Source organism: Aeromonas sp. FDAARGOS 1407 (assembly GCF_019048725.1).
Lineage (GTDB): Bacteria > Pseudomonadota > Gammaproteobacteria > Enterobacterales > Aeromonadaceae > Aeromonas > Aeromonas enteropelogenes.
The window spans coordinates 21,100-45,292 of sequence record NZ_CP077399.1; the positions used below are offsets into that span (position 1 = coordinate 21,100).

Sequence of the window (24,193 nt, forward strand, 5' to 3'; positions counted from 1 at the left end):
ACGACTCGTTATTGTTGAATTTGCCTGTCTTGCAGCAGACGTTGCTGCAACTGGTGGTCACGCAGGAAGGCGTTGATCCGTTCCCGCTGCTCCTGCATCTGCTGCTCGGTCAACCCTTGCTGGCGATTGCGGTTACCCTCTTGCGGATAGTGCACGCTGACCGGGGCCGCGCTGCCACCGATAGGGATGGTATTGAGCACAGGGTTGGTCGGCACGCCGTCCTGTCCCTGATACTGCTGTACCCCGAAGATGACCGCCGCGGCGACCGATGCCGCAATGGCGTATTGGCCAAGTTGCTGGCCGATACGGCGGAACAGCGGCACCACATTGGAATCTGTCTTGGCTGGTTCCATTTCCGGTTGTGCCTGAGGCGCAACCGGTTTGGCCTCGACCGGCTTGGGTGCCAGTACGGTGGGCTCATCTTCCAGTGCGGCCATGATGCTGTCGCTGAGATCCAGCTGCAGATTGACCGGCAGGTCCCCCCGCATGGCATCGCCGATCAGGTGGTAACGACCCCAGGTATCTTGCAAGTCGGAGTCCAGCTCCAGCTCGTTCAGTACTTGTGCGTCACTCAGGTCACCATCCATCAGGGCAGAGATTTGCTCTTTATTTGCCATAAGTTAAACCCGTCTTTCCCCAGTTAGTTCTCGATCAGAGGTTGCAGCTTTTTGTCGATTGCTTCCCTCGCCCGGAAGATACGGGATCTGACCGTACCCACAGGGCAATCCATGATTTCGGCAATCTCTTCGTAGCTCAGCCCTTCCAGTTCACGAAGGGTGATCGCTGTCCTCAGGTCTTCCGGCAAGGCCTCTATGGCGGCAAACACGGTGCGCTTGATCTCGTCGGTCAGCGCCAGGTTTTCAGGGGTTGAGACCTCTTGCAAGGCTTCACCACCACCATAGGACTCTGCTTCGTCAGCCTCCACATCACTGCTGGGCGGCCTGCGCCCCTGGGAGGTCAGATAATTCTTCGCCGTGTTGACGGCAATTCGGTACAACCAGGTATAGAAAGCACTCTCACCACGGAATGTCGGCAAAGCCCGGTAGGCTTTGATAAAGGCCTCTTGCGCCACATCGGGCACATCTCCGGGATTGTTGACATACCTGGCCACCAGGTTGACCACCTTGTGCTGGTATTTTTTTACCAACAGGTTGAACGCTGCTTTGTCGCCACGCTGGACACGTTCAACCAGCTGTTCGTCCAGTAGATTCTGGTCGCTCATTGGAGCCGTAAAACCCCCATCAGGTTATCGTTTTTCTTTTCCGGCCCTTCCTAAGCGCACAAGTTCAGACAGGGAGAATCAGAGAAAGTTCGCTTGCATTGAAAAAAATGTGATGCAGGCTGCATACACGCCCCCGCTTGGGCTACCATGGTGCCAGTTCTTAATCCAGGCCAATGATACTTATGAAAGCAAGTGTTGAATACCTTTGCGACGTACTGATCATTGGCAGCGGTGCCGCCGGTCTGTCTCTCGCATTGCGATTGGCGGACCAGGCCAAAGTCCTGGTTCTGAGCAAGGGGCCCATCAGTGAGGGGGCCACTTTCTATGCGCAAGGAGGCATCGCTGCCGTGTTCGACGAGACCGACAGCATCGAATCCCACGTGAGCGACACGCTCAATGCCGGGGCAGGATTGTGCGACCCGGCCGCGGTCGAGTTCACCGCCCGCAACGCCCGCAACTCCATTCAGTGGCTGATCCAGCAGGGGGTCCCTTTCGATCAGGAAGAAGACTCCGAGGGCGAATCCCACTATCACCTGACCCGCGAAGGGGGCCACAGCCATCGCCGCATTTTCCACGCGGCCGATGCCACCGGCAAGGCAGTGCAACTGACCCTGATCGATCAGGTTCGCGCCCACCCCAACATCCAGTTGATGGAGCGCTTCAACGCGGTCGACCTCATCACCACCCGCAAGCTGGGTCTGCCGGGCAACCGGATCCTCGGCGCCTATGTCTGGAATCGCAACGCCGAGCAGGTCGAAGTTGTTCGCGCCCGCTTCGTGGCGCTGGCAACCGGTGGCGCCTCCAAGGTGTACCAGTACACCTCCAACCCGGACGTCAGCTCCGGGGACGGCATCGCCATGGCATGGCGCGCCGGCTGCCGGGTGGCCAATCTGGAGTTCAACCAGTTCCACCCTACCAGCCTGTTCCACCCCGACGATCCCAACTTCCTGCTGACCGAGGCCCTGCGCGGTGAAGGCGCCTATCTGCGCCGCCCAGACGGCAGCCGCTTCATGCCGGAATTTGACGAGCGCGCCGAGCTGGCACCGCGGGATATCGTCGCCCGTGCCATCGACCACGAGATGAAACGCCTCGGTGCCGACTGCATGTATCTGGACATCAGCCACAAGCCGGCGGAGTTCATCATCAAGCACTTCCCGACCATCCATGAGCGCTGCCTCGCGGTCGGCATCGACATCACCAAAGAGCCCATGCCCATCGTGCCCGCAGCTCACTACACCTGTGGTGGGGTGATGATCGACAACAATGGCCAGACCGACATTCCCGGCCTCTATGCCATCGGCGAGGTGACCTATACCGGGCTGCACGGCGCCAACCGGATGGCCTCCAACTCCCTGCTCGAATGCGTGGTCTATGCCCATCAGGCGGGTGCCGACATCCTGGCCAAGCTGCCGACAAGCGTGGAGCCGCCTCACCTGCCCGCCTGGGACGAGAGCCAGGTGGAAGACTCCGACGAACTGGTGGTGATCCAGCACAACTGGCACGAGCTGCGGTTGATGATGTGGGACTATGTGGGGATAGTGCGTACCAACAAGCGTCTGGCCCGCGCCAAGCGCCGCATCGACCTGCTCAAACAGGAGGTGCAGGAGTACTATGCCCACTTCCGGGTCTCCAACAACCTGCTGGAGCTGCGCAACCTGCTGCAGGTGGCCGAGCTTATCGTCAACTGTGCCCTGCAGCGCAAGGAGTCCCGCGGCCTGCACTACAACCTGGACTATCCGGACATGCTGCCGAACCCCAAGCCCACCGTACTGACCCCGGAGCGGGATTGACCCCGGCCTGGCAAATGCCCATCCGTGACCCCGCTTAAGGCGGGGTCACTCTTTTTTGGCAAAGCGACAAGCAGAAAGCAACGTCATCACAGCCCCCCAGCCTGACAATGAGGCTGCGAAAGCGCGGCATTCAACGTCCGCTATCAGACGACAGGAAATGGATAGCCCGGGCCAACAGGCGATAGTGTGCGGGGGGAAGCGAGTCGGAGCAGATCCACAGGATGCAGGGCGCCCCTTGTTCAGGCAAAAGAGAGAGTCTCAGCACCCCGGGCAGAGTGCGACTCCCGGGGCCCAGCTGATAGCGGGCGCCTTGCCACGACAGCCAGCGGCCATCCCACTCCAGCATAAAGGCATCGCGTGGCAGTGCACGCCAGCCCAGCACCAGAGCGGCCAGCCAGCAGGGAATAAACAGGGCCCAACGCCAACCATCGATCAACATGGCCACAGGCCATAGCAACAACAGAAAGAGCGCCAGCAGCCAGATCCGCTGATGGCGGGAGGGGTGAACCGTCATGCTCACCCGCTCCACCGGATCAGCCCTGGCGGTCGTGACGGGCCTGGTTGCGCTCCAGGATCATCGGGATCATGGCGGCAAAGGCGGGGTCTTCGGGGATACCATGACCCATGCACCACTTGAACAGGTCCGGGTCATCGCACTCCAGCAGGCGGATAAAGGTCTGCTGATCGGCCTCGCTCAGGGTGTCGAATTCGTGTTCAAAAAAGGGCATAAAGATCACATCCAGCTCGAGCATGCCACGACGGCAGGCCCACTTCAGGCGGGATTTTTCAACTGGGCTCAACATGGAACTCTCCTTACAAAGACCGTGGGATGGTACCAGCTGGATTTTCCGGCTGACAAACATTAGTTACGTCTTTACCATGCAGCTCACATACTTTCTCTCTGGAATACCATCGTGAGCCTGCAACCACCTGTTTTTCCTGCCGAGCCGACCCGCTTTGCCCTGACCAAGATCGCCATCACCCGCATCGCCGGCCAGGATCGCGTCAAATACCTGCAAGGTCAGATCACCTGTGACGTCAATGCCCTGCAACCGGGACAAAGTACTCTGGGTGGCCACTGCGATCCCAAGGGCAAGCTGTGGAGCAATTTCCGCCTGCTCTGTCTCGAAGAGAGCCTGCTGATGCTGACGACCCCCTCCGTGCTGGAGCGCCAGCTGCCGGAGCTGAAGAAATTCGCCGTTTTCTCCAAGGTGGAGATCGCCACCGACGAGCGCCACGCCACCGGGATTGCCGGAATCGGCAGCGACGCCTGGATCGCCGATCACTTTGGCCTGACCCAAAGCGGGCTGGTCGACGGCGGCATGGCGGTCAAGATTGAACAGGATCGCTGGCTGCTGGTGAGCGACCAGCAAGCCGATACCCTGCCGGTGGGCGACGAATCCCTCTGGTGGGGGCTCGAGATCAAGGCGGGTCTGCCGCACATGGAAGCGGTGCATCAGGGGGAGTTCATTCCGCAGATGCTCAACCTGCAAGCCCTCGATGGCATCTGCTTTACCAAGGGTTGCTACATGGGTCAGGAGACGGTGGCGCGCGCCAAGTATCGCGGCGCCAACAACCGTGCCCTGTTCCTGCTGGCGGGCGTTGCCAGCGAGCCAGTGGCCAGTGGTGATACGCTGGAAATCCGGCTCGGTGACAACTGGCGTCGCAGCGGTATGGTGCTCAACGCCTGGCAACGGGATGGTCAGGTGTGGCTCACCGCCGTGCTGCCCAAAGACACCGAGACCGACGCCCTGTTCCGTCTCAAGCAGGATGAAAGCGCCAGCCTCACCCTGCAGTCCCTGCCCTACGCCCTCATCGACTGACTCGCAATCCGGACTAACGAGGCACGCGCGCCAGCAGTGCCTCCTTCAGCCAGCGCCCCGCCTGCCCAAGTGGGCGGGCGCGGTGCCACTGCAGCTCCAGCACCAGTTCATGCCTGGCGATAAAGTCGGGGTTGAGCACCACCACCTCCTTGCGCGCCAGGGGCCTGTCCAGCAAGAACTCGGGCACCACGCCCCATCCCAGCCCGCGCTTGACCAGCTCCAGCACGCCGAGATCTCCCTCGACCCACCACACCTGAGAGGCAATGCGAAAGCGCTGACGCTCGGGGCCATCCCGCCGCCCGGTGGCAATCAGCTGGCGCGCCCCCTGCAGATCGACCTCTTGCACCAGCACCCTGTGCGCCAGCGGATGATCCGGCGAGACCACCAGCGGCATGGCCACTTCCCCCAGAGTACGGGTGACTATCTCCCGCTGGGGAACAGCCTGCTGGTAACTGATGCCAAGCTGGGCGCGGCCGCTGACCAGCATGTCGGTCACATCCTCCATCAAGGGAAAGAGCAGCTCCAGCTCGACAGCCGGGTAACGGCGGGCAAACTCTTCCAGCAAAGCGCCCAGCCAGGGGAGATGGGAGTCATCGTCAATGGCCAGGGTCAGCCGTGACTCCACCCCTGCCGCCAGCTCGCCGGCGATGGCCTGCAGGCGCTCCCCCTGCGCCAACAGTATGCTCGCCTCCTGCACCATACGAACCCCAGCCGCCGTCAGCCGGGGATAACGGCCGGTGCGGTCGAACAGGGTCAACCCCAGATCGATCTCCAGATTGGCGATGGCAGTGCTCACCACCGACTGCGCCTTGCCCAGCTTGCGCGCTGCCGCCGAAAACGAGCCGGCCTCGGCGGCGGCCAGCAGTATATTGAGTTGTTCCAGTGACGGCCCCATCCCGGAATTCCTGTTTGCTTGTGATACTTGTCGACCATTCTATCTGATTTACAGATAGATAGTAACGTGAATGCATCAACCTTTATCGATAGATTGACCCGGTATTCGTGAACGAACCTGATTGAGAGAGTGATTTATGCGAACCCATAACGATCGCCTGCGCCATGCCATCGGCTTTGAATTGATTGGCCTGCTGATTGCCGCCCCGTTGGCGAGCTGGATCACCGGGGTCGGGCTCAACCACATGGGGCCACTGGCACTGTTCTTTTCGGTGCTCGCCACCGTCTGGAACTATATCTACAACATCGGCGTCGACAGGCTGCTGATGAAGTATCAGGGCCATACCCGCAAGAGCCTGTGGCAACGGATCGTGCATACCTTCGGTTTCGAGGGGGGGCTACTGACTGTCGCCCTGCCGGTGATGTCCTGGTGGCTGGACATCAGCCTGCTGGAGGCGCTGGTGCTGGATCTGGGTTTCGTGGCCTTCTATCTGGTTTATGCCTTCGCCTACAACTGGGGTTATGACAAGGTGTTCCCCATCCCCCAGCCGGTGCCGCAGAAGGCGCTGGGCTAAGCGGCAAGGCCTCCAAAAAAACAGGGCACCATCATGATCGCAATGATGGTGCCTGAGAGAACAAAAGCGGCTAGCGGGGAGAGAGAAACGTCAGGCCTGAGCCTTAAGCTCGGCACCCTCTTCATCGGTGGCATCAGCCTCTTCGGTTTGAGCCTGGGCTAATTGCAGGGCTTCCAGCTCGCTTTGGTATTCACCAAGCATCTGCTGGGCCACCGCCATATCCCCTTTGTGCTTGCGCTCGAACAGATGGTGCTGCACCACGCCATTGAGATAATCCACCGTGATGGGCTGCTCCAGGAAACTCTGCAGCCCCTCTTTTTCCAGCTCGGCATTGATGTCATCGGCAGTGGTACGCAGCAGACCGGCGAGTTGAACCAACATGCGGCGCTCACCTTCGCGCAGCAGGCTCAACATGCGGTTTCTCTGCTGCTCATTCTGTTGGGTCATACATTTCCTTACGTCTAGTGGGAACAAGCTCGCTCATTCTGCCCTGTCCCCATGGCAGCGTCTATCTCATGACCCCCACAAATTTTTGGCGCAGGTTCACAAATGGCGACAGATGATATTGAGGGCGGCTCTGGGGTATAGTAACCGCTGATTTTCGGGGCATTTCATTAACAAAAATGTCCCCGCCGGTTTACCCCACCGAGGTGAAGATCCCCCTTTATGACTGACGCCATTGTGGTGCTCTGCACCTGCCCAGACCAACCCAGTGCCGACCTTGTCTGCGAACAGCTGCTGACCCGGCGACTGGCCGCCTGCATCAACCAGCTGCCGGGCGTGACCTCTGTCTATCGCTGGCAAGGCAAGGTGGAACGGACCACCGAGATCCAGCTCATCATCAAATCCCGGATGCCGCTCTTTGCCGAGCTGCAACAGTGTATCCTCACCCACCACCCCTACGAGGTGCCCGAGTTGCTGGCGCTGCCGGTCAGTGCGGGTCTACCCGCCTATCTCGACTGGCTGAAGGAGGAGACCCTATGAGCCGCGCTCGCCTGCGCTACCTGCTGCCCGCCCTGTTCACCCTGCTGCTGGGCCTGTTGTTCACCCCCGTCCAGGCAAGCAGTGATCTGCTAGGGAGCCTGGGCATTCAGGCCAGTGCCAAGCCCGCCTTCCTGAAAGTCGACGAGGCATTCACCCTGGAGAGCGAGCAGCAGGGCAACCGGCTGCTGCTGCGACTTCGCATCGCGGATGATTACTATATTTATCGCCACAGCCTGCGCTTTCAGGGCAACGACCTCACCTTCAGCGAGCCCGTCCTGCCCGAGGGAACCGAGCACGAGGACGATTTCTTCGGCAAGACCCGGGTCTATTACCAGGAGGTGGAGATCCCCGTCATCCTGACCGAGGCAGGGCCACAAGCGAGCCTCAAAATCAGCTACCAGGGCTGCACCGTGGGGCTCTGTTACCCGCCGACCACCAAGATGGTCGAGGTGCAGTCGCTGATGGCCACGTCGGGTGATGACGAGGCGACGCCGGCTGCACCGTCCAGCCAACAAGATAAACTGGCCGCAGCCCTCGGCAGCCAGGGCTTCTGGCTCAGCATCGCCGCCTTCTTTGCACTGGGGCTGGGGCTCGCCTTTACCCCCTGCGTCTTTCCCATGTACCCCATTCTGACCGGCATCATCGCCGGTGCCGGCCATCGCCTCTCCACCCGCCGCGCCTTCCTGCTCTCCTTCGTCTATGTGCAGGGGATGGCGCTCACCTACACCCTGCTCGGGCTGGTGGTCGCCTCCGCCGGGCTGCAATTCCAGGCGGCGCTACAGCACCCCTATGTGCTGATCGGCCTCTCGGTGATGTTCGTGCTGCTGGCTCTCTCCATGTTTGGGCTCTACACCCTGCAGCTGCCGAGCAGCTTGCAGACGCGCCTCTCCGGCCTCTCCAACCGCCAGCAGGGCGGCTCAGTGGCCGGGGTGGCCATCATGGGGATGATCTCCGGCCTGGTCTGCTCCCCCTGCACCACGGCACCGCTCTCCGGCGCACTCATCTACGTGGCCCAGAGCGGCGATCTCTGGCTCGGCGGTGCGGCGCTCTACGCCCTGTCGCTGGGGATGGGGTTGCCGCTGCTGCTGCTCGGCACCTCGGGCGGCAAGCTGCTGCCCAAGGCCGGCGCCTGGATGGATGTGATCAAACGACTCTTTGGTTTTGCTCTGCTGGCGGTGCCCATCCTGCTGCTCTCAAGGCTCTGGAGCGATCAGGCTACCACCCTGGCCTGGCTCGGCTGGGGGTTGGCGCTATGCGCCTACCTCTATCACCACAACCAGCATCAGCCCCACTCCATCGGCAAGAGCCTGCGCGGTTTTGTGCTGCTGCTGGCGATGATCAGTGCCGTGGTGGTGGGAAAGGATCTGCTGCTACCCCCCTCCGGCGCCCAGACCAGTGCCGAAACCCGGGCGCCCCAGTTTATTCGCATCAAGACCCTGGATGATCTCAAGACCCAGCTCACCGCCGCCCGCGGCAAACCGGTGCTGCTCGACCTTTATGCCGACTGGTGCGTCGCCTGCAAGGAGTTCGAGCACAAGACCTTCAGCGATCCTGCGGTGCGCGAGCGCTTTGCCAACATGGTGCTGTTGCAGGCGGATGTCACTGCCAATGACGACGCCGATGTCGAGCTGCTCAACGGTCTCAATGTGCTGGGCTTGCCCACCCTGATCTTCTTCGATCGCGCCGGCAACGAACTCACGGGGCAAGGAGTCACCGGCTTTATGGGCCCGGCCGAGTTTCTGGCTCAGCTCGACAAGCTGCCATAGATGGGAATTGGCCTGGCGCACCGCTGGGCCATCCCCACTGTTACTCGCTGATTTTTCTGGCAATCCCTTGTATATGAGCGACAGCGTGGCAAAATTTGCCCTCCATTGTTTCGCCCGTCCGGAGTTTTGATGAAAAAGTGGTTCATCCCCCTGCTAGCCCTCTGGCTCTATGGCTGCAGCGCGGGCCCCGGTGAAGAGGTGATCCGCCAGCAGGTCAGTGACAAGCTGATGGCGGAAACGGACGCCAGCCTGTTCGAGATCAGCGACTTCGCCATCCTGGACAAGGAGGAGCGCATGGAAGGCGTCTATCTGGTCAAGGTCAGCTACCAGCTCCACTTCAAGCAGGGGCTGGCTCAACTGCAGGTGTTGCACGACGAGGATCTGGTCTACGACAAGGTCGGCCCCTTCCAGCAGGAGATGGGACTGATGGAGCTGGAGCGCAAATATGGCGACTTCGAGGCTGGCCAGGTGCTGCCCCAGCAAGCCGAGGTGTGGATGATGAAGACGGAGCAGGGGTGGCGGCTGGCAGAACCCACCCACTAACCCCGCTCAGGATCATGTCCTTATAGCAAATCCTTCATCCGGTGCCACAGCATGCCGAGCGCCAGCAGCGGGGAGCGCAGTGCTGGGCCGCCCGGAAAGGTGATGTGGGGCACGCTGGCAAACAGATCGAAGCCCCGGCTCTCGCCGCGAATAGCCTCCGCCACCAGCTTGCCCGCCATGTGGGTGGCATTGACCCCATGCCCCGAATAAGCCTGGGCGTAGAAGACATTGGGGTGCTGCTTGAGGCGGCCGATTTGCGGCAAGCGGTTGGCGCCTATGCCTATCATCCCCCCCCACTGGAATTCAATGGCGGTGCCGGCCAGTTCGGGGAATACCCGCAGCAGCTTGGGCAGCATAAAGGCTTTGATATCGCGAGGATCACGGCCGGAATAGTTGCAGGCACCGCCAAACAACAGGCGGCCGTCGGCGGAGAGGCGGTAGTAGTCGAGTGCCACGTTCTGATCGCACACCGCCATGTTCTGCGGTAGCAAGCGCTGGCGCAGCCGTTTCTCCAGCACCTCGGTGGCGAGGATGTAGGAACCTGCAGGCAGCACCTTGCCCCCGAGTTCAGGATTGAGTTCGTTGAGATAGGCGTTGCACCCTATCACCAGATAGTCGCTGCTCACCCGGCCGTGAGCGGTGGTGATCTCCACCCGTTGGCCATAGTCGATGTGGGTGACTCTGGATTGCTCGAACAGGGCGACGCCCAGGCTTTGGGCGGCGCGCGCCTCGCCAAGGGCCAGGTTGAGGGGGTGAAGGTGTCCTGACCCCATGTCGATGAGGCCGCCGATGTAGCGATCCGAACCCACGACCGTGTGGATCTCCTCGCGCGGCACCAGCCTCACCTCATGCTCGTAGCCCAGGCTCGCCAGATGTTCGAGCTCTTCCTCGAAACCGGCCAGATGACGCTGACGGGTAGCGAGATCGCAATAGCCCCAGGTGAGATCGCAGTCGATGGCAAAACGCGCAACTCGCTCGCGCACCAGTTGCACCGCCTCCAATCCCATCAGATCCAGCTCACGCACGCCTTCTTCACCAATCCAGCGGGCAAACTGGCTGGTGTCGTGACCAATGCCGCGAATGAGTTGGCCGCCGTTGCGCCCGGACGCACCCCAGCCGATGCGATTGGCCTCCAGCAGTATCACCTTGTAGCCGGCATCGGCCAGGTTGATGGCGGTATTGAGGCCGGTAAAGCCACCACCAATGACACAGACATCCGCCTGATGTTCACCGGCCAGTTCGGGCCACTCCTGCGAATCGTTGCGAGTCGCGGCGTAATAGGAGGCCGCGTGTTCCTGATGTGCGTTGTGCTTTCCTGCCTGCATGCTCAGCATCCTGCCTTGGTTGCAAATTGTTTAATAAAATAAGCAGATTTGTTTCGATAATACCCAGCTCACTCACTGCAAACCAGTCTCACCGGATCACAGAAATGCAAAAGGCGCCCCGAAGGGCGCCTTTTCATGCAATCAAGGTACGGTAACGAATTACAGTACGTCGATGGCGTTCAGGTCGGAGAAAGCCTGTTCCAGACGCTTGATCATGGAAGTCTGACCGGCACGCAGCCATACGCGCGGATCGTAGAACTTCTTGTTCGGCTTGTCGGCACCTTCCGGGTTGCCCAGCTGACCTTGCAGGTAGGCTTCGTTGGTCTTGTAGAAGTCCAGAATGCCTTCCCAGGTCGCCCACTGGGTGTCGGTGTCGATGTTCATCTTCACCACGCCGTAGGAGATGGATTCGCGGATCTCTTCCAGAGTGGAACCTGAGCCACCGTGGAATACGAAGTCTAGGGACTTGGCCGGAATACCGAACTTCTCGGAAACGTACTTCTGGGACGCATCCAGGATGGACGGGGTCAGCTTGACGTTACCCGGCTTGTATACACCGTGTACGTTGCCGAAGGAGGCAGCGATGGTGAAACGCGGGCTAATCTTGGACAGACGCTCGTAGGCGTAAGCCACGTCTTCCGGCTGGGTGTACAGAGCGGACTGATCCATGTGGCTGTTGTCGACGCCGTCTTCTTCGCCACCGGTGCAACCCAGTTCCAGCTCCAGAGTCATGTTCATCTTGGCCATGCGGGTCAGGTACTCGCAGCAGATGTCGATGTTCTCTTCCAGAGACTCTTCGGACAGATCCAGCATGTGGGAGGAGAACAGCGGCTTGCCGGTTTCAGCGAAGTGCTTCTCGCCCGCTTCCAACAGACCGTCGATCCACGGCAGCAGCTTCTTGGCAGCGTGGTCGGTGTGCAGGATCACAGGTACACCGTAAGCTTCGGCAACGGCGTGAACGTGCTTGGCACCGGAGATGGCACCAATGATGGCAGCCTGCTGACCTTCCAGCTTCAGACCCTTACCAGCGGTGAATGCTGCACCACCGTTGGAGAACTGAACGATAACCGGCGCTTTCACCTTGGCGGCAGCTTCCAGCACGGCGTTCACGGAGTCGGTACCGACGCAGTTGACGGCCGGCAGAGCGAAGCCGTTCTCTTTAGCGATGGCGAACACTTTCTGAACGTCATCACCAGTGATCACGCCGGGTTTTACGAAGTCGAAAATTTTCTTAGACATGTTTAATCGTCCTGTCTCGTATGCCGTTAATAAAAAATGGGGGGTTCATCATGAACCGGCACAGCGGGCACATGATAAACGAAACGGGAGGCTTTTGCCCCCCGTCTCGGGTCAATTAGGCTTTGGCGCGCTCTTCCAGAATCGCGACAGCCGGCAGTACCTTGCCTTCTACGAACTCCAGGAAGGCGCCACCGCCGGTGGAGATGTAGGAGACCTTGTCGGCGATGCCAAACTTGTCGATGGCAGCCAGGGTGTCACCACCGCCAGCGATGGAGAAGGCCGGGGATTCGGCGATGGCCTTGGCGATCACTTCGGTACCCTTGGCGAACTGGTCGAACTCGAACACGCCGACCGGGCCGTTCCACAGGATGGTCTTGGCGTTCATGATGATGTCGGCCAGCGCCTTGGCGGAATCCGGACCGATGTCGAAGATCATGTCGTCGTCAGACACGTCAGCCACGGACTTGGTGGTGGCCGGAGTAGACTCGGAGAACTCTTTACCCACAACCACGTCGGTGGTAGCCGGGATGGAGGTTTCGGCAGCCAGCTTCTTGGCGGTGTCGATCAGATCGTGCTCGCACAGGGACTTGCCGACGTTGTGACCGGCAGCGGCGATGAAGGTGTTGGCGATGCCACCACCGACCACCAGCTGGTCAGCAATTTTGGAGAGGGATTCCAGCACGGTCAGCTTGGTGGAGACCTTGGAGCCGCCAACGATGGCAACCATGGGGCGCTCGGGCTTCAGCATGGCTTTGCCCAGGGCTTCCAGTTCACCGGCCAGCAGGGGGCCTGCACAGGCGATCGGGGCAAACTGGGCGACACCATAGGTGGAACCTTCGGCGCGGTGAGCAGTACCGAATGCATCCATTACGAAGACGTCACACAGAGCGGCATACTTCTTGGCCAGCTCTTCGGCGTTCTTCTTCTCGCCCTTGTTGAAGCGGCAGTTTTCCAGCACAACCAGCTCACCGGCAGCGACTTCCACGCCATCCAGGTAATCCTTGGCCAGGCGAACCGGGCAGGACAGAGCGTCTTTCAGATAGTTGACAACCGGCAGCAGGGAGAACTCTTCGTTGTACTCGCCTTCGGTCGGACGACCCAGGTGGGAGGTGATCATCAACTTGGCGCCCTTTTCCAGAGCCAGCTTGATGGTCGGCAGGGTAGCGACGATACGTGCATCGGAGGTGACCTTGCCGTCTTTTACCGGCACGTTCAGGTCAGCACGGATCAGAACGCGTTTGCCCGCCAGATCCAGGTCAGTCATCTTGATAACAGACATATTCAGTCCTCTATATTTTTCCAGGTAATGTTAAAAACAGTAACCTTTCGTCCGGGGCAGGCTCAGCCTGCAACCATCATGGCCCGGGTAGTATCCAGCATCCGATTCGCGAAGCCCCATTCGTTATCGCACCACATCAACATCTTGACGAGGTTGGCATCGCTCACCCGGGTCTGGGTACCATCAATGATGCAGGAGTGTGCATCATGATTAAAGTCTACGGAGACCAGCGGTTCTTCCGTGTAATCCAGAATACCTTGTAATGTACCTCTGGATGCCCGTTGCAGGGCTTGATTTACGTCACTAACTGTCACTTTTTTACGAACAGTAATACTCAGATCCATCGCTGTTACATTGATGGTCGGCACCCGTACCGCGATCGCCTCGAACTTGCCGGCGAAGTGGGGCAGGATACGCTCCAACCCCTTGGCCAGCTTGGTATCCACCGGGATGATGGACTGGCTGGCGGCGCGAGTTCGGCGCAAGTCGCCATGGTAGGCATCAATGACTTGCTGGTCATGCATGGCCGAATGAATTGTCGTAATAGTACCACAATTTATTTCGAATTCTCGATGCAATGTTTCTATGACGGGGACCACGCAGTTGGTGGTGCAGGAGGCGTTCGAGACGATCCGTTCACGCCCGGTCAGCACCTGGTGATTGACCCCGTAGACGATAGTGGCATCCACATCCGCATCGGCCGGATGGGAGAAGAGTACCTTGCTCGCCCCCGCCGCCAGATGCAGCTCGGCATCGGCGCGCGAGCCGAACACCCCGGTGCAATCCAACACCACGTCCACCCCCAGCGCCCGCCACGGCAATCTGGACGGGTCTTTCTCGGCAAACAGGGAGATGAGGTCTTCGCCTACCTGCATGCTGTTGCCCGCCAGCTGCACCGGATAACGGAAGCGACCGTGGCTGGTGTCAAAGCGGGTCAGGTGCACCATGGCCTCCGGCGCCGCCAGTTCGTTGATGGCGACGATCTTGATGGTCTTGTCGCGCCCGCTTTCATAGAGGGCCCGCAACACGTTGCGACCGATCCGTCCGTAACCATTGATGGCAATCTTGATCATCTGGGATGCATTCCTTACCAGCAAAAAGGGGTGACCCTTGGGCCACCCGACACCCGGCTCATGACAGCAGGGCATCCTTGAATTCACCGCGCGCCAGCAAGGCCGCGCCAAATACCCCGGCGCTGTCGCCAAGGGCTGGTGCAATAATGGGGGCCCGGAAGCGGGGATTAAAGAGGAAGGGCAAAATTGTCTCCCGCCCGGCGCGATAAAGGCTCTGCACGTTGCCCACCCCGCCACCGATGACGATGACGTCCGGATCCAGGATGTTGACCACGTTGGCCAGCGCCTGGCCAAACAGCAGGTGCAGCCGGTCGATGGTGAGCTTGGCCACATAATCGTGGGTGGTAGCTGCCGCAATCTGGGCCAGCGAGAGGCGGCGCTTGGCCTTGGCTTCGTACCAGGCCTCCAGCGCCGGGCCGCTGATCAGGGTCTCGACGCAGCCGCGCTTGCCGCAGTAGCACTCGGGGCCATCGGGTGAGAGCACGTTGTGGCCCCACTCGCCGGCGATGCCGTGGTGACCGTTGAGGATACGGCCGTTGATGACGATGCCGGAGCCGACCCCGGTGCCCATGATGATGCCGAACACCACCTTGGCATCGGGATGGTGCTGGCGCACCGCCCCGAGATGGGTTTCCGCCAGGGCGAAGCAGTTGGCGTCGTTGGCGATGAGCACGGGCACACCGAGCCTTCGCTCCAGATCTTCCTTGAACGGCTTGTCGTTGAGCTCGGTCGTATTGCAGTTCTTCATCAGGCCGGTTTGCGGATCCCGCGCCCCCGGGGTGCCCATGCCGATGATGGCGGGGCGCTGGCCGAGTTTGGCGGCGCACTCCTCTACCAGTTTGGCGATCTGGCCGATCATATGCTCATAACCGCCCTGGCGCTCGGTGGGGATGCGATGACGCAGCAGCACTTCGTCTCCCTCCAGCACCACGCACTCGCACTTGGTACCACCCAGATCGATACCCCAATCCAATACTCGTTTGCTCATCCAGCCTCCAGCCATGACCAGGGAAACCTGTCCGGAAAACGAGACTCATGCCCGCTCCCATCGTTGTTCCCACAAGGGATGCAGTGTAACCCGAGCGACAACCGGGATGCAGCCCCGCCACCAACGAAACGGGGCCCCAAGGCCCCGTCGTAACGATAAAACGCGCCGCTATCAGCGCTTGTGGTATTGAGCCGAGAGCTCGTGTACCGCGTTGACGAACACGCCGGCATGCTCCGGGTTCACATCCTGATGGATGCCGTGACCCAGGTTGAAGACGTGGCCATTGCCATGACCGAACCCGGCCAGGATGGAGGCAACTTCCTCGCGGATGCGCTCGGGAGAAGCGTAGAGCATGGAAGGGTCCATGTTGCCCTGCAGCGCCACCTTGTCGCCGACCCGGCGCTTGGCGTCCGCGATGTCGGTGGTCCAGTCCAGCCCCAGCGCATCACAACCGGTGGCGGCGATCTGCTCCAGCCACTGGCCGCCGTTCTTGGTGAACAGGGTGACCGGCACGCGGCGACCGTCGTGTTCACGGATCAGGCCATCGACGATCTTGTGCATGTATTGCAGGGAGAAGTCGCGGTAATCGCGCGGGGTGAGCACGCCGCCCCAGGTGTCGAACACCATGACCGCCTGGGCACCCGCCTTGATCTGGGCGTTCAGATAGGCGATTACACTGTCGGCCAGCTTGTCGAGCAGCAGATGCAGGGTCTGCGGCTCTGCGTACATCATCTGCTTGATCTTGGTGAATGCCTTGGAGCTGCCCCCCTCCACCATGTAGGTAGCCAGGGTCCAGGGGCTGCCGGAGAAGCCGATCAGCGGCACTTCGCCCTTGAGCTCGCGGCGGATGGTGCGCACCGCGTTCATCACGTAGCCTAGCTCGTCTTCCGGATCCGGCACCGGCAGTGCCTGCACGTCGGCCATGGAGGTGATGGGACGCTCGAAGCGCGGGCCTTCCCCCTGCTCGAAGTAGAGACCCAGCCCCATGGCGTCGGGCACTGTGAGGATGTCGGAGAAGAGGATGGCGGCATCGAGCGAGTAGCGGCGCAGCGGCTGCAAGGTGACTTCACAGGCCAGCTCGGCATTGCGGCACAGGGACATGAAGTCCCCCGCGATGGCGCGGGTCGCCTTGTATTCCGGCAGATAACGGCCAGCCTGGCGCATCATCCATACCGGGGTCATGTCCACTTCCTGGCGCAGCAGGGCACGCAGGTAACGATCGTTCTTCAGCTCTTTCATCCCAGTTCCTGAATTCATATCACGCATAAAATGGCGGCCATGATACCACTTTGCCCACCGGAACGGACTGCCCAATGGGTGGCAAATCCAGGGCCGGTTGCAAAGATGTGAAGGGACGCAAACAAGCGTCCCTTTTTACAACGAGGAAATAACGACTCGCCTCAGGCCTCGCCCGCCAGGCAAAGCTCGATAAGTCGCCGCGCTATGGTGCCGTGGGGAGGCAGCCTTGGCAGACGGTCAGCTTCGAAGAAGTCGGCGGCCACCAGCTCCTCGTCCTGTATCCGGATCTCGCCGCTCTCGTAGTCGGCGGTGAAGCCCATCATCAGGCTGTGGGGGAAGGGCCAGGGCTGGCTGGCCACATAGCGCACGTTACGTACCCGGATGCCGCTCTCCTCGAACACCTCCCGCGCCACGCACTGCTCGAGATTCTCCCCCGCCTCTACGAAACCCGCCAGCACCGTATACATGGGATCCTCGACCTGATGGTGACGGCGATGTGCGGCCAGCAAAATGGCCGGCCCCTTGCGCACCGCCACTATGATGCAGGGGGAGATGCGCGGATAGACGATGTGGCCATGGTGACACACCTGGGCCCACTCCCCCGCCTTGGGTACCATGGGGGCACCGCATTCACCGCAGAAGCGGTGGGTTCGGCGAAAAGTCGCCAGCTGCCAGGCGCGCCCCGCCAGATGAAAACCCGCCTCATCTCCCGCCACCATCAGCTGGCGCAGGGGGGTCATAAGAGACGTCTCGGCCTCCTCCCCCAGATCCAGCAGATAGCAGGGCAGGCCCTCCCACTCGTCGAAACGCTCAAATGACTTGGCGTGCAAAAACGCGGGCAACTGGCTCAACGCCCCCTGCGGAATATGGCCCTGCTCGTCGAGCAGCACCAGGTGATCGCCCCCCAGTACGAACCAGCGGGCCTGTTCGGTCAATGACATAAGCATCCAGGCTCTGTGTAGCAAAGGTGCGCTCGGCACCGGTCGAGGCTCTCATCTTACGGCCAGCGCGAAAAGATGACGACCCCCATGCAGCTAGCGCGGCTCGCCGGTACGAGCCCCCCCGAAATAACAAGGTCGCCCGCAGGCGACCTTGGTGTTATCTCGTTTTCACCAGAAAGACTCGATATCAGGCATCCCCCATAGCCAGCAGAGAGGCGTTGCCCCCCACCGCCGTGGTATTGATGGTGCGGGTCTTCTCGGTGACGAAGCGGCTCAGATAGTGGGGGCCGCCCGCCTTGGGGCCGGTGCCGGAGAGGCCCTGACCACCGAACGGCTGTACCCCGACCATGGCGCCGATCTGGTTGCGGTTGATGTAGACGTTGCCCACGTTGATGCGGCTCGCCAGCTCTTCGGCGTGGGATTCGTTGCGACTGTGAATGCCCAGCGTCAGGCCGTAGCCGGTGCCGTTGATCTCGCTGATCACCTGCTCCAGATCCCGGGCGGCATAGCGCACCACGTGCAGGATGGGGCCGAACTGCTCGCGCTCCAGCTCCTTGATGGAGCGGATCTCGAGTGCGGTCGGCTGGACGAAGTGCCCCTCCTGGGTCGCCTTCGGCATGGGGGCCTGGGCGATCAGGCGGCTTTTCGGGATCATCCTGGCCAGGTGCAGATCCAACCCCGCCTTGGCCTCGGCGTCAATGACCGGGCCCACGTCGGTGTTGTGCTCGGCCGGGTTGCCGACCTTGAGCTCCTGCATGGCACCGGTGAGGATCTCCAGCACCCGATCGGCGATCTCCTCTTGCAGGAACAGCACCCGCAGGGCGGAGCAGCGCTGGCCGGCGCTCTGGAAGGCGGCGCTCACCACGTCGCGCACCACCTGCTCCGGCAGGGCAGTGGAGTCGACGATCATGGCGTTCTGGCCGCCGGTCTCGGCGATGAGCGGCAGGATGGCGCCGTCACGATTGGCCAGAGTCTGGTTGATGAGCTTGGCGGTCTCAGTGGAGCCAGTGAAGCAGACGCCGCCGATACGGGGATCCGCTGTCAGCTTGGCGCCCACTGTGGCACCGTCGCCCGGCAACAGTTGCAGCACATCGCCCGGGATGCCGGCCTGGTGCGCCAGGGTCACCGCCAGATGGGCGATGAGACCGGTCTGCTCCGCCGGTTTGGCGATGACGGTGTTGCCGGTGGCCAGCGCCGCCGCGACTTGCCCCAGGAAGATGGCCAGCGGGAAGTTCCACGGGCTGATGCAGACAAACACGCCGCGCCCTTGCAGGAACAGCTCGTTCTGCTCGCCGGTGTAGCCGGGCAGCAGAGTCGCCTGACCCATCATGCTGCGAGCCTGCACCGCGTAGTAGCGACAGAAATCCACCGCCTCGCGCACCTCGTCGATGCCGTCCTGCAGCAGCTTGCCCGCCTCACGGGTACAGAGCGAAATAAACTGGTTGCGGTTCGCTTCCAAAAGATCTGCCAGCTTTTCCAGCGCGGCAGCACGCTCGGAGACCGGCGTCTCGCGCCAGCGCGGGAAGGCTGCATGGGCAGAGGCCAGCGCCTGCTCCACCGCCTGCTCATCGGCCCAATGGATCTTGCCGACGGTCAGACTCACGTCCTGCGGGCTCACCACCACGCGGGCTTCATTACGCTTGAGGGTCTCGCCATCGACGATGGGGCCGGCCAGCCACTGCTTGCTCTCCAGCTCCTTGAGCCCGGCGAAGAAGGGGCGCTGGATGGAGACGATGTTCATGTTCACGCCACTGGAGTTCTTGCGATCACTAAACAGGTTCACCGGCTGCGGGATGCGGTCGTTGGCAAAGCTCGAGTAGCGCTTGAGGGTACGCAGCGGGTGCTCGGCCAGACTGTCCACCGGGGTGTTGGGATCCACCAGCTTGTGCACAAACGAAGTGTTGGCGCCGTTTTCCAGCAGACGGCGCACCAGGTAGGGCAGCAGATCCTTGTGGGCGCCGACCGGTGCATAAATGCGGCAGTGCAGGCCCGGGTTGTCATTGAGCACGGCGTTGTGCAGCTCCTCCCCCATGCCGTGCAGGCGCTGGAATTCGAACTGGCGATCGCCGGCCATCTCCAGAATGCTGACCACGGTATTGGCGTTGTGGGTGGCAAACTGGGGCGCGATGAAACCGCGGGTCGGCTCGCTCAGCAGGTAGCGGGCACAGGCGAGGTAGGAGATGTCGGTACCGGCCTTGCGGGTAAACAGCGGGTAGCCGGGCAGACCGGCCTGCTGGGCATATTTCAGCTCGCTGTCCCAGTAGGCCCCCTTCACCAGACGTACCGGAATGATATCCCCCTGCTCGCGGGCCAGGGCGGTGAGCCAGCACAAGACCGGCAGGGCACGCTTGGAGTAGGCCTGCACCACCATGCCGAGCTTGCCCCAGCCACGGTTCGCCTCGGAGCGGTAGAGCTGCTCGAACAGATCCAGCGACAACTCGAGGCGGTCCATCTCCTCGGCGTCGATGCTGATGGCCACGTCCTTATCGCGGGCCAGACGCACCAGCCCCACCAGCCGCTCGCACATCTCGCCGAGCACCCGCTCGCGGTTGGCCACGTCATAGCGCGGATGCAGCGCCGAGAGCTTGATGGAGATGGAGGGAGCCGGGCCGCCGTCGCTGATCCGCTCGCCGCCCACCGCCTCGATGGCGTTGTGGTAGTCGGCCAGATACTTGTCGGCGTCCTGCATGGTCAGCGCCGATTCACCCAGCATGTCGTAGGTGTGGGTGTAACCCAGCTCGCGGGACTTGCGGCTCGCCTTGAGAGCCTCCTTCATATCGCGACCCAGCACGAACTGCTTGCCCATGATCTTCATGGCGGCATACATGGCAGAGCGCACCACGGGTTCGCCCAGCTTGTTGACCATCCGCCCCAGCAGGTTGGCCGGATTGCCGTCGAGCTTCTTGTCGAGCTTGATGATCTTGCCGGTCAGCATCAGGCCCCAGGTCGAGGCGTTGACCAGGGTGGAGTCGCTCTTGCGAAAATGAGAGGACCAGTTGGCGCCGGAAAGCTTGTCCTTGATCAGGGCGTCGGCGGTCTGGGCATCGGGGATGCGCAGCAGCGCCTCGGCCAGACACATCAGGATGATCCCCTCCTGGGTATCCAGGCTGTACTCCTGCAGGAAGGCGTCGATACCGTCGCCGGAACCGCTCTCCTTGCGCACCTTGGTCACTAGGGTGCGAGCCCGCTGGGTTACCTGTTCCAGCGAAGCGCCATCTCCCGGCAGCATGGCGGCAAGCTCTGCCAGATAGGCATTTTCATCCACCACATAGTTCTGGGTGATGGCTTCGCGCAGGGCGGCCAGATCGGAGGGAATATAGTCAGCTGCAAGCACTTGAGTCGCTTTGAACATATGGGGTCTTCCTGTACGCCCTAGGGCTGATATCGACGAAGGCGGCCGTGCCGCCGAAACGCCGATAATGTATACAATATTGCACCCTATATGAAATAAATTTGTTGCCTTGTTTTAACAAAAATCGCTGGCATGGGAGTTTTATGGCTATCTCAGGGTGAAAATGCCCTTTTCAGACCAGCTTCACATCTTGTTTTGTATACAATTCCTCTCTCCCTTTATGCCCCCTCCAGCCCTGCGTCAAACGACAAAAACAGAGAAGGGCCGCCATGGCGACCCTTCTGCTCAGTCAGACAATTTTTGTCAATTCATCCAGCGATCGCTGCGGCTGCGGCGACGAGGCAGCATGGGCAACAGGATGCCGAGCAGGATGCCGGCCCCCACCATGGCACCGCCACGGATGAACCAGTCCATCTGCATGTCGTGTTCCCGGTTGTCATAACTCTGGGTCAGGGCATCGTTCTGCTCCTTGAGATTGCTCATCTCCTCGCCCTGGCTGGCGAGCTGGGCCTTGAGCGATGCTATCTCATTGCTCTGCAGTTCAATCTGGCCATCCTTCTCGGCAAAGCGTTTCTCGTTGTCGCCGTTGAGGTTCTGCAGGCGGCTCGTGAGCTCATCCCGCTCCTTCTCGACCTGGGGCAGGCGCTCGCGCAGGCTGGGCTGGCTCTGCAGCTCGCTGCTCTTGATCCACCCTTCACGGCCACGGCCGTCCACCACCTGAGTGAAACCGGCTTCGCCGTTCACCGACTTTATCTCCAGCGGCTCACCCGCCTTGACGCTGCCCAGGATCCGGTACTGGGTCCCCGGGCCATTGTGGATATAGGTAAAGATGTTGTCTGAAACATAACGGGTCTCGGCCAGTGCCTGGCCGGCACACAAGCAGATCAAAATCCCGAGAAGGGCGCGCATGGTCGATCGGTTCTCTTTTCAGTTTTGGGTAAGAAGCTGAATGTTAAGCCGCCGGCAGGTTAAAGGACAAGCAAAGAAAACGCTTCCCCTGGGGGCACTCCCTGCCCTGCCATACATGACTTGGCCACTTTTTGACCTCATCATCACTTGTTTCTCAGCTCCCGTACCTCGGTCCGCAGCGCTCGCAACTCCTGCAACAACTGCTCCTGCTGGGCATTGTAGTGATGACGCCACTTCTCGGTGTCGTTATCACCGCGATTGGGCTGCAGAAACAGGCTGGCCATGAAACCGCTGAGCGCGCCAAACAGGCCGACCCCGAACAGGATCAGCAGGCTGGCCACAAAGCGCCCCTCCTCCGTCTTGGGCACCAGATCCCCGTAACCCACGGTGGAGAGGGTCACCAGGGTCCACCAGAACGCATCATAGGGGGTCTCGATTTCACTGCCCGGTTGACCAGATTCAATCCAGTACATGATCCCGGAGCCGAGCCCCAGCAAGAGGACGAACAGGAACAGGATGCCGGAGATGGTGGTTTCGTTTCGCTCGCGACGAAACATGGCCAGCAGGTCAGGCTGGCTGCGCAGCAACTGATAGACCCGCCACAACTGGATCAACCGGGCCCAGCGCAGGGACTCCACCATGGGCAGACTGCCCGGTAGATAGAACCAGTTGGCCTTGAAGTAGGCCTTCCTGTCCGGGGCGCGGGCCAGGCCATAGGCGAAGTGGGCGAGAAAGAAGTAACAGATCAGGCTGTCGAGGTCATAGAAGAGTTGCAGTGTCTGGGAAGTCAGGGTTTCGTGCCCCCACCAACGGGCCGTAACCAGTAATACCGAAATAACGGAGAGGAAGGCCATCAGCAGATCGGTGGCCCGCAGATGAGTTAAGTGATGTCGCATACATTTTCCAACTTTAAACACAGTGCAAATTAATAAAAGGGAAGATAATGCCGATAGCCCTGAGGACAAAGGAAAAAGCAGTTTTTTAAAGGAGAAAAAATATGCAGCTAAACCTGCTAGAGAAGCGGATGAGTGATATACGGCTGGTACCCAAGGTAGTACTGCTGATGGTATTCAGTACCTTGTTGTTGCTCACCAAGCTCTGGTTCGATGCCAACAATCTGGAAGCCACCCTGCTCAGCGAAGGGCTGGATCCGGACAAGGCAAACGCCATTGCCGACCGCCTGCTCTGGACCGGTCTGATGGAGACGGCCATCATGGGGCTGCTGTTCGTGATCCTGTTGCTGACCAGCTCCCGCCTGATGGTGAAGCAGGTACATTATCTGGTCGGCCTGCTGGAGCGCTTCGCCAAGCGGGATCTCAGCCACAAGGTGCTGCTCCACTCCCGCGATGAGTTCGGTGACATTGCCAAGGCGGTCTCCCACTCCCAGGAAAACCTCAAGGCGGTGTTTGGCAACCAGCGTGCCGCCTGCAAGGAGCTCAACGAGATCGCCTCCCAGGTCACCCTTTGCATGGAAGAGGCCAACGAGGCGATCAACGAAGAGTTCGGCCAGATAGAGCAACTAGCCAGCGCCATGAGCCAGATGGTCGGCGCCATTCGTGAAGTGGCAGCCCATGCCGAACAGGCCTCCCATGCCACCACAGAAACCAGCCAGCTGGCCGAAGAGGGCAGCCGCTGCGTGGCGGAAACCGTCAACACCATCGACACCCTCTCCGGCAACATCCAGCGCTCTGCCACCGTGGTCAATCAGGTGGAACAGGGGGTGGATCGCATCGGCTCTGTGGTCGACACCATTCGCGGCATTTCGGAGCAGACCAACCTGCTGGCGCTGAACGCCGCCATCGAGGCAGCCCGCGCCGGTGAGGCCGGTCGTGGCTTTGCGGTAGTCGCCTCCGAGGTACGCGAGCTGGCCAACCGGGCCCAGGCGGCCACCGTCGAGATCCAGAAGATGATCGAACAGCTGCAGGGCAATGCTGCCCAGGCGGCCGAGCTGATGTCCCAGAGCGTGCAACAGGCGGACAAGGGAGTAGAGCAGGTCACTCGCGCGGGGGATCAACTCGCCACCATAGTGCAGCGGGTGCAGGGGGTGGCCGACATGAACCGCCACATCGCCGCCGCCTCCGAGCAACAGAGCTCGGTGGCCGAAGAGATGCGCGGCAACCTGGAGCAGGTCAAGCAGATCGCCGAAGGCTCCGTGGTGGTGCTGCGGGAGCTGCAGGAGGCCTCCGAGCTGGTGGAGCAACACAGCAAGGATCTGGACAGCCAGATCAACTCCTTCAAGCTGACCTGATCC

At 60.9% G+C, this 24,193-nt stretch carries 23 protein-coding genes; 7 read left to right on the plus strand and 16 right to left on the minus strand.

What is annotated here, in order from left to right; translation table 11 throughout:
- Positions 1–8: 8 nt before the first annotated feature.
- Both I6L37_RS00090 and rpoE read right to left on the minus strand, forming a co-directional pair.
- Positions 9–617 carry an RseA family anti-sigma factor gene (locus tag I6L37_RS00090; RefSeq protein WP_042028304.1) on the minus strand — a complete coding sequence of 203 codons (609 nt, stop codon included), beginning with the start codon at positions 615–617 and terminating at the stop codon, positions 9–11.
- Between the two features lie 23 nt (positions 618–640).
- A complete protein-coding gene (gene rpoE, locus I6L37_RS00095; RefSeq protein ID WP_042028302.1) occupies positions 641–1,222 on the minus strand; it encodes an RNA polymerase sigma factor RpoE in 582 nt (193 codons plus the stop codon).
- A gap of 182 nt (positions 1,223–1,404) precedes the next feature.
- On the opposite strand from rpoE, the gene nadB reads away from it, so the two are divergent.
- Positions 1,405–3,012 carry an L-aspartate oxidase gene (gene nadB / locus I6L37_RS00100; RefSeq protein ID WP_042028300.1) on the plus strand — a complete coding sequence of 536 codons (1,608 nt, stop codon included), beginning with the start codon at positions 1,405–1,407 and terminating at the stop codon, positions 3,010–3,012.
- Positions 3,013–3,142: 130 nt separating this feature from the next.
- Here the strand turns inward: nadB and I6L37_RS00105 are convergent, their stop codons facing one another.
- Both I6L37_RS00105 and sdhE read right to left on the minus strand, forming a co-directional pair.
- On the minus strand, positions 3,143–3,526 hold the full coding sequence (locus I6L37_RS00105) for a protein YgfX (RefSeq protein WP_026458794.1): 384 nt from the start codon (positions 3,524–3,526) through the stop codon (positions 3,143–3,145).
- A gap of 19 nt (positions 3,527–3,545) precedes the next feature.
- Positions 3,546–3,815, minus strand: a complete 270-nt coding sequence (sdhE, locus tag I6L37_RS00110; protein ID WP_042028298.1) for an FAD assembly factor SdhE — start codon at positions 3,813–3,815, stop codon at positions 3,546–3,548.
- 111 nt (positions 3,816–3,926) lie between these two features.
- On the opposite strand from sdhE, the gene ygfZ reads away from it, so the two are divergent.
- Entirely contained in the window at positions 3,927–4,835 is a 909-nt protein-coding gene (gene ygfZ, locus I6L37_RS00115; protein ID WP_216992980.1) for a tRNA-modifying protein YgfZ, read from the plus strand.
- Between the two features lie 13 nt (positions 4,836–4,848).
- On the opposite strand, the gene I6L37_RS00120 is transcribed toward ygfZ, so the two are convergent.
- Positions 4,849–5,730 carry a LysR family transcriptional regulator gene (locus I6L37_RS00120; RefSeq protein ID WP_201982111.1) on the minus strand — a complete coding sequence of 294 codons (882 nt, stop codon included), beginning with the start codon at positions 5,728–5,730 and terminating at the stop codon, positions 4,849–4,851.
- Positions 5,731–5,866: 136 nt separating this feature from the next.
- On the opposite strand from I6L37_RS00120, the gene I6L37_RS00125 reads away from it, so the two are divergent.
- Positions 5,867–6,304, plus strand: coding sequence for a PACE efflux transporter (locus I6L37_RS00125; RefSeq protein WP_216992981.1), 438 nt, complete (start codon positions 5,867–5,869; stop codon positions 6,302–6,304).
- A 90-nt stretch (positions 6,305–6,394) separates the two neighbouring features.
- On the opposite strand, the gene I6L37_RS00130 is transcribed toward I6L37_RS00125, so the two are convergent.
- Positions 6,395–6,751, minus strand: a complete 357-nt coding sequence (locus I6L37_RS00130) for a hypothetical protein (protein ID WP_216992982.1) — start codon at positions 6,749–6,751, stop codon at positions 6,395–6,397.
- 219 nt (positions 6,752–6,970) lie between these two features.
- On the opposite strand from I6L37_RS00130, the gene cutA reads away from it, so the two are divergent.
- The 3 genes from cutA to I6L37_RS00145 all read left to right on the plus strand — a co-directional run bounded on the left by cutA (position 6,971) and on the right by I6L37_RS00145 (position 9,597).
- A complete protein-coding gene (cutA, locus tag I6L37_RS00135) occupies positions 6,971–7,288 on the plus strand; it encodes a divalent-cation tolerance protein CutA (RefSeq protein ID WP_216992983.1) in 318 nt (105 codons plus the stop codon).
- Positions 7,285–9,054, plus strand: a complete 1,770-nt coding sequence (locus I6L37_RS00140; protein WP_216992984.1) for a protein-disulfide reductase DsbD — start codon at positions 7,285–7,287, stop codon at positions 9,052–9,054. Before cutA ends, I6L37_RS00140 begins: the two co-directional genes overlap by 4 nt.
- A gap of 129 nt (positions 9,055–9,183) precedes the next feature.
- Complete coding sequence (locus tag I6L37_RS00145; protein ID WP_201942072.1) at positions 9,184–9,597, plus strand: hypothetical protein; 414 nt, start codon at positions 9,184–9,186, stop codon at positions 9,595–9,597.
- 20 nt (positions 9,598–9,617) lie between these two features.
- On the opposite strand, the gene I6L37_RS00150 is transcribed toward I6L37_RS00145, so the two are convergent.
- The 10 genes from I6L37_RS00150 to I6L37_RS00195 all read right to left on the minus strand — a co-directional run bounded on the left by I6L37_RS00150 (position 9,618) and on the right by I6L37_RS00195 (position 22,907).
- The gene (locus tag I6L37_RS00150) at positions 9,618–10,922 is read right to left on the minus strand and encodes an FAD-binding oxidoreductase (protein WP_201942075.1); all 1,305 of its coding nucleotides are present in this window, start codon (positions 10,920–10,922) and stop codon (positions 9,618–9,620) included.
- A 159-nt stretch (positions 10,923–11,081) separates the two neighbouring features.
- The gene (gene fbaA / locus I6L37_RS00155; protein ID WP_026456218.1) at positions 11,082–12,161 is read right to left on the minus strand and encodes a class II fructose-bisphosphate aldolase; all 1,080 of its coding nucleotides are present in this window, start codon (positions 12,159–12,161) and stop codon (positions 11,082–11,084) included.
- A 115-nt stretch (positions 12,162–12,276) separates the two neighbouring features.
- The gene (locus I6L37_RS00160; RefSeq protein ID WP_216992985.1) at positions 12,277–13,440 is read right to left on the minus strand and encodes a phosphoglycerate kinase; all 1,164 of its coding nucleotides are present in this window, start codon (positions 13,438–13,440) and stop codon (positions 12,277–12,279) included.
- Between the two features lie 62 nt (positions 13,441–13,502).
- Entirely contained in the window at positions 13,503–14,513 is a 1,011-nt protein-coding gene (gene epd / locus I6L37_RS00165) for an erythrose-4-phosphate dehydrogenase (protein WP_026456220.1), read from the minus strand.
- Between the two features lie 58 nt (positions 14,514–14,571).
- Entirely contained in the window at positions 14,572–15,501 is a 930-nt protein-coding gene (locus I6L37_RS00170; protein ID WP_042028288.1) for an ROK family protein, read from the minus strand.
- A gap of 171 nt (positions 15,502–15,672) precedes the next feature.
- A complete protein-coding gene (gene hemE / locus I6L37_RS00175; protein WP_216992986.1) occupies positions 15,673–16,740 on the minus strand; it encodes a uroporphyrinogen decarboxylase in 1,068 nt (355 codons plus the stop codon).
- Positions 16,741–16,901: 161 nt separating this feature from the next.
- The gene (gene nudC / locus I6L37_RS00180) at positions 16,902–17,681 is read right to left on the minus strand and encodes an NAD(+) diphosphatase (RefSeq protein ID WP_216992987.1); all 780 of its coding nucleotides are present in this window, start codon (positions 17,679–17,681) and stop codon (positions 16,902–16,904) included.
- Between the two features lie 187 nt (positions 17,682–17,868).
- Entirely contained in the window at positions 17,869–21,033 is a 3,165-nt protein-coding gene (gene putA, locus I6L37_RS00185) for a bifunctional proline dehydrogenase/L-glutamate gamma-semialdehyde dehydrogenase PutA (protein WP_216992988.1), read from the minus strand.
- Positions 21,034–21,336: 303 nt separating this feature from the next.
- Positions 21,337–21,942, minus strand: coding sequence for a TIGR04211 family SH3 domain-containing protein (locus tag I6L37_RS00190; protein WP_216992989.1), 606 nt, complete (start codon positions 21,940–21,942; stop codon positions 21,337–21,339).
- A 143-nt stretch (positions 21,943–22,085) separates the two neighbouring features.
- A complete protein-coding gene (locus I6L37_RS00195; protein WP_216992990.1) occupies positions 22,086–22,907 on the minus strand; it encodes a potassium channel family protein in 822 nt (273 codons plus the stop codon).
- Positions 22,908–22,939: 32 nt separating this feature from the next.
- Between I6L37_RS00195 and I6L37_RS00200 the strand changes: the two genes are divergently transcribed.
- On the plus strand, positions 22,940–24,190 hold the full coding sequence (locus I6L37_RS00200) for a methyl-accepting chemotaxis protein (RefSeq protein ID WP_216992991.1): 1,251 nt from the start codon (positions 22,940–22,942) through the stop codon (positions 24,188–24,190).
- Positions 24,191–24,193 lie beyond the last annotated feature (3 nt).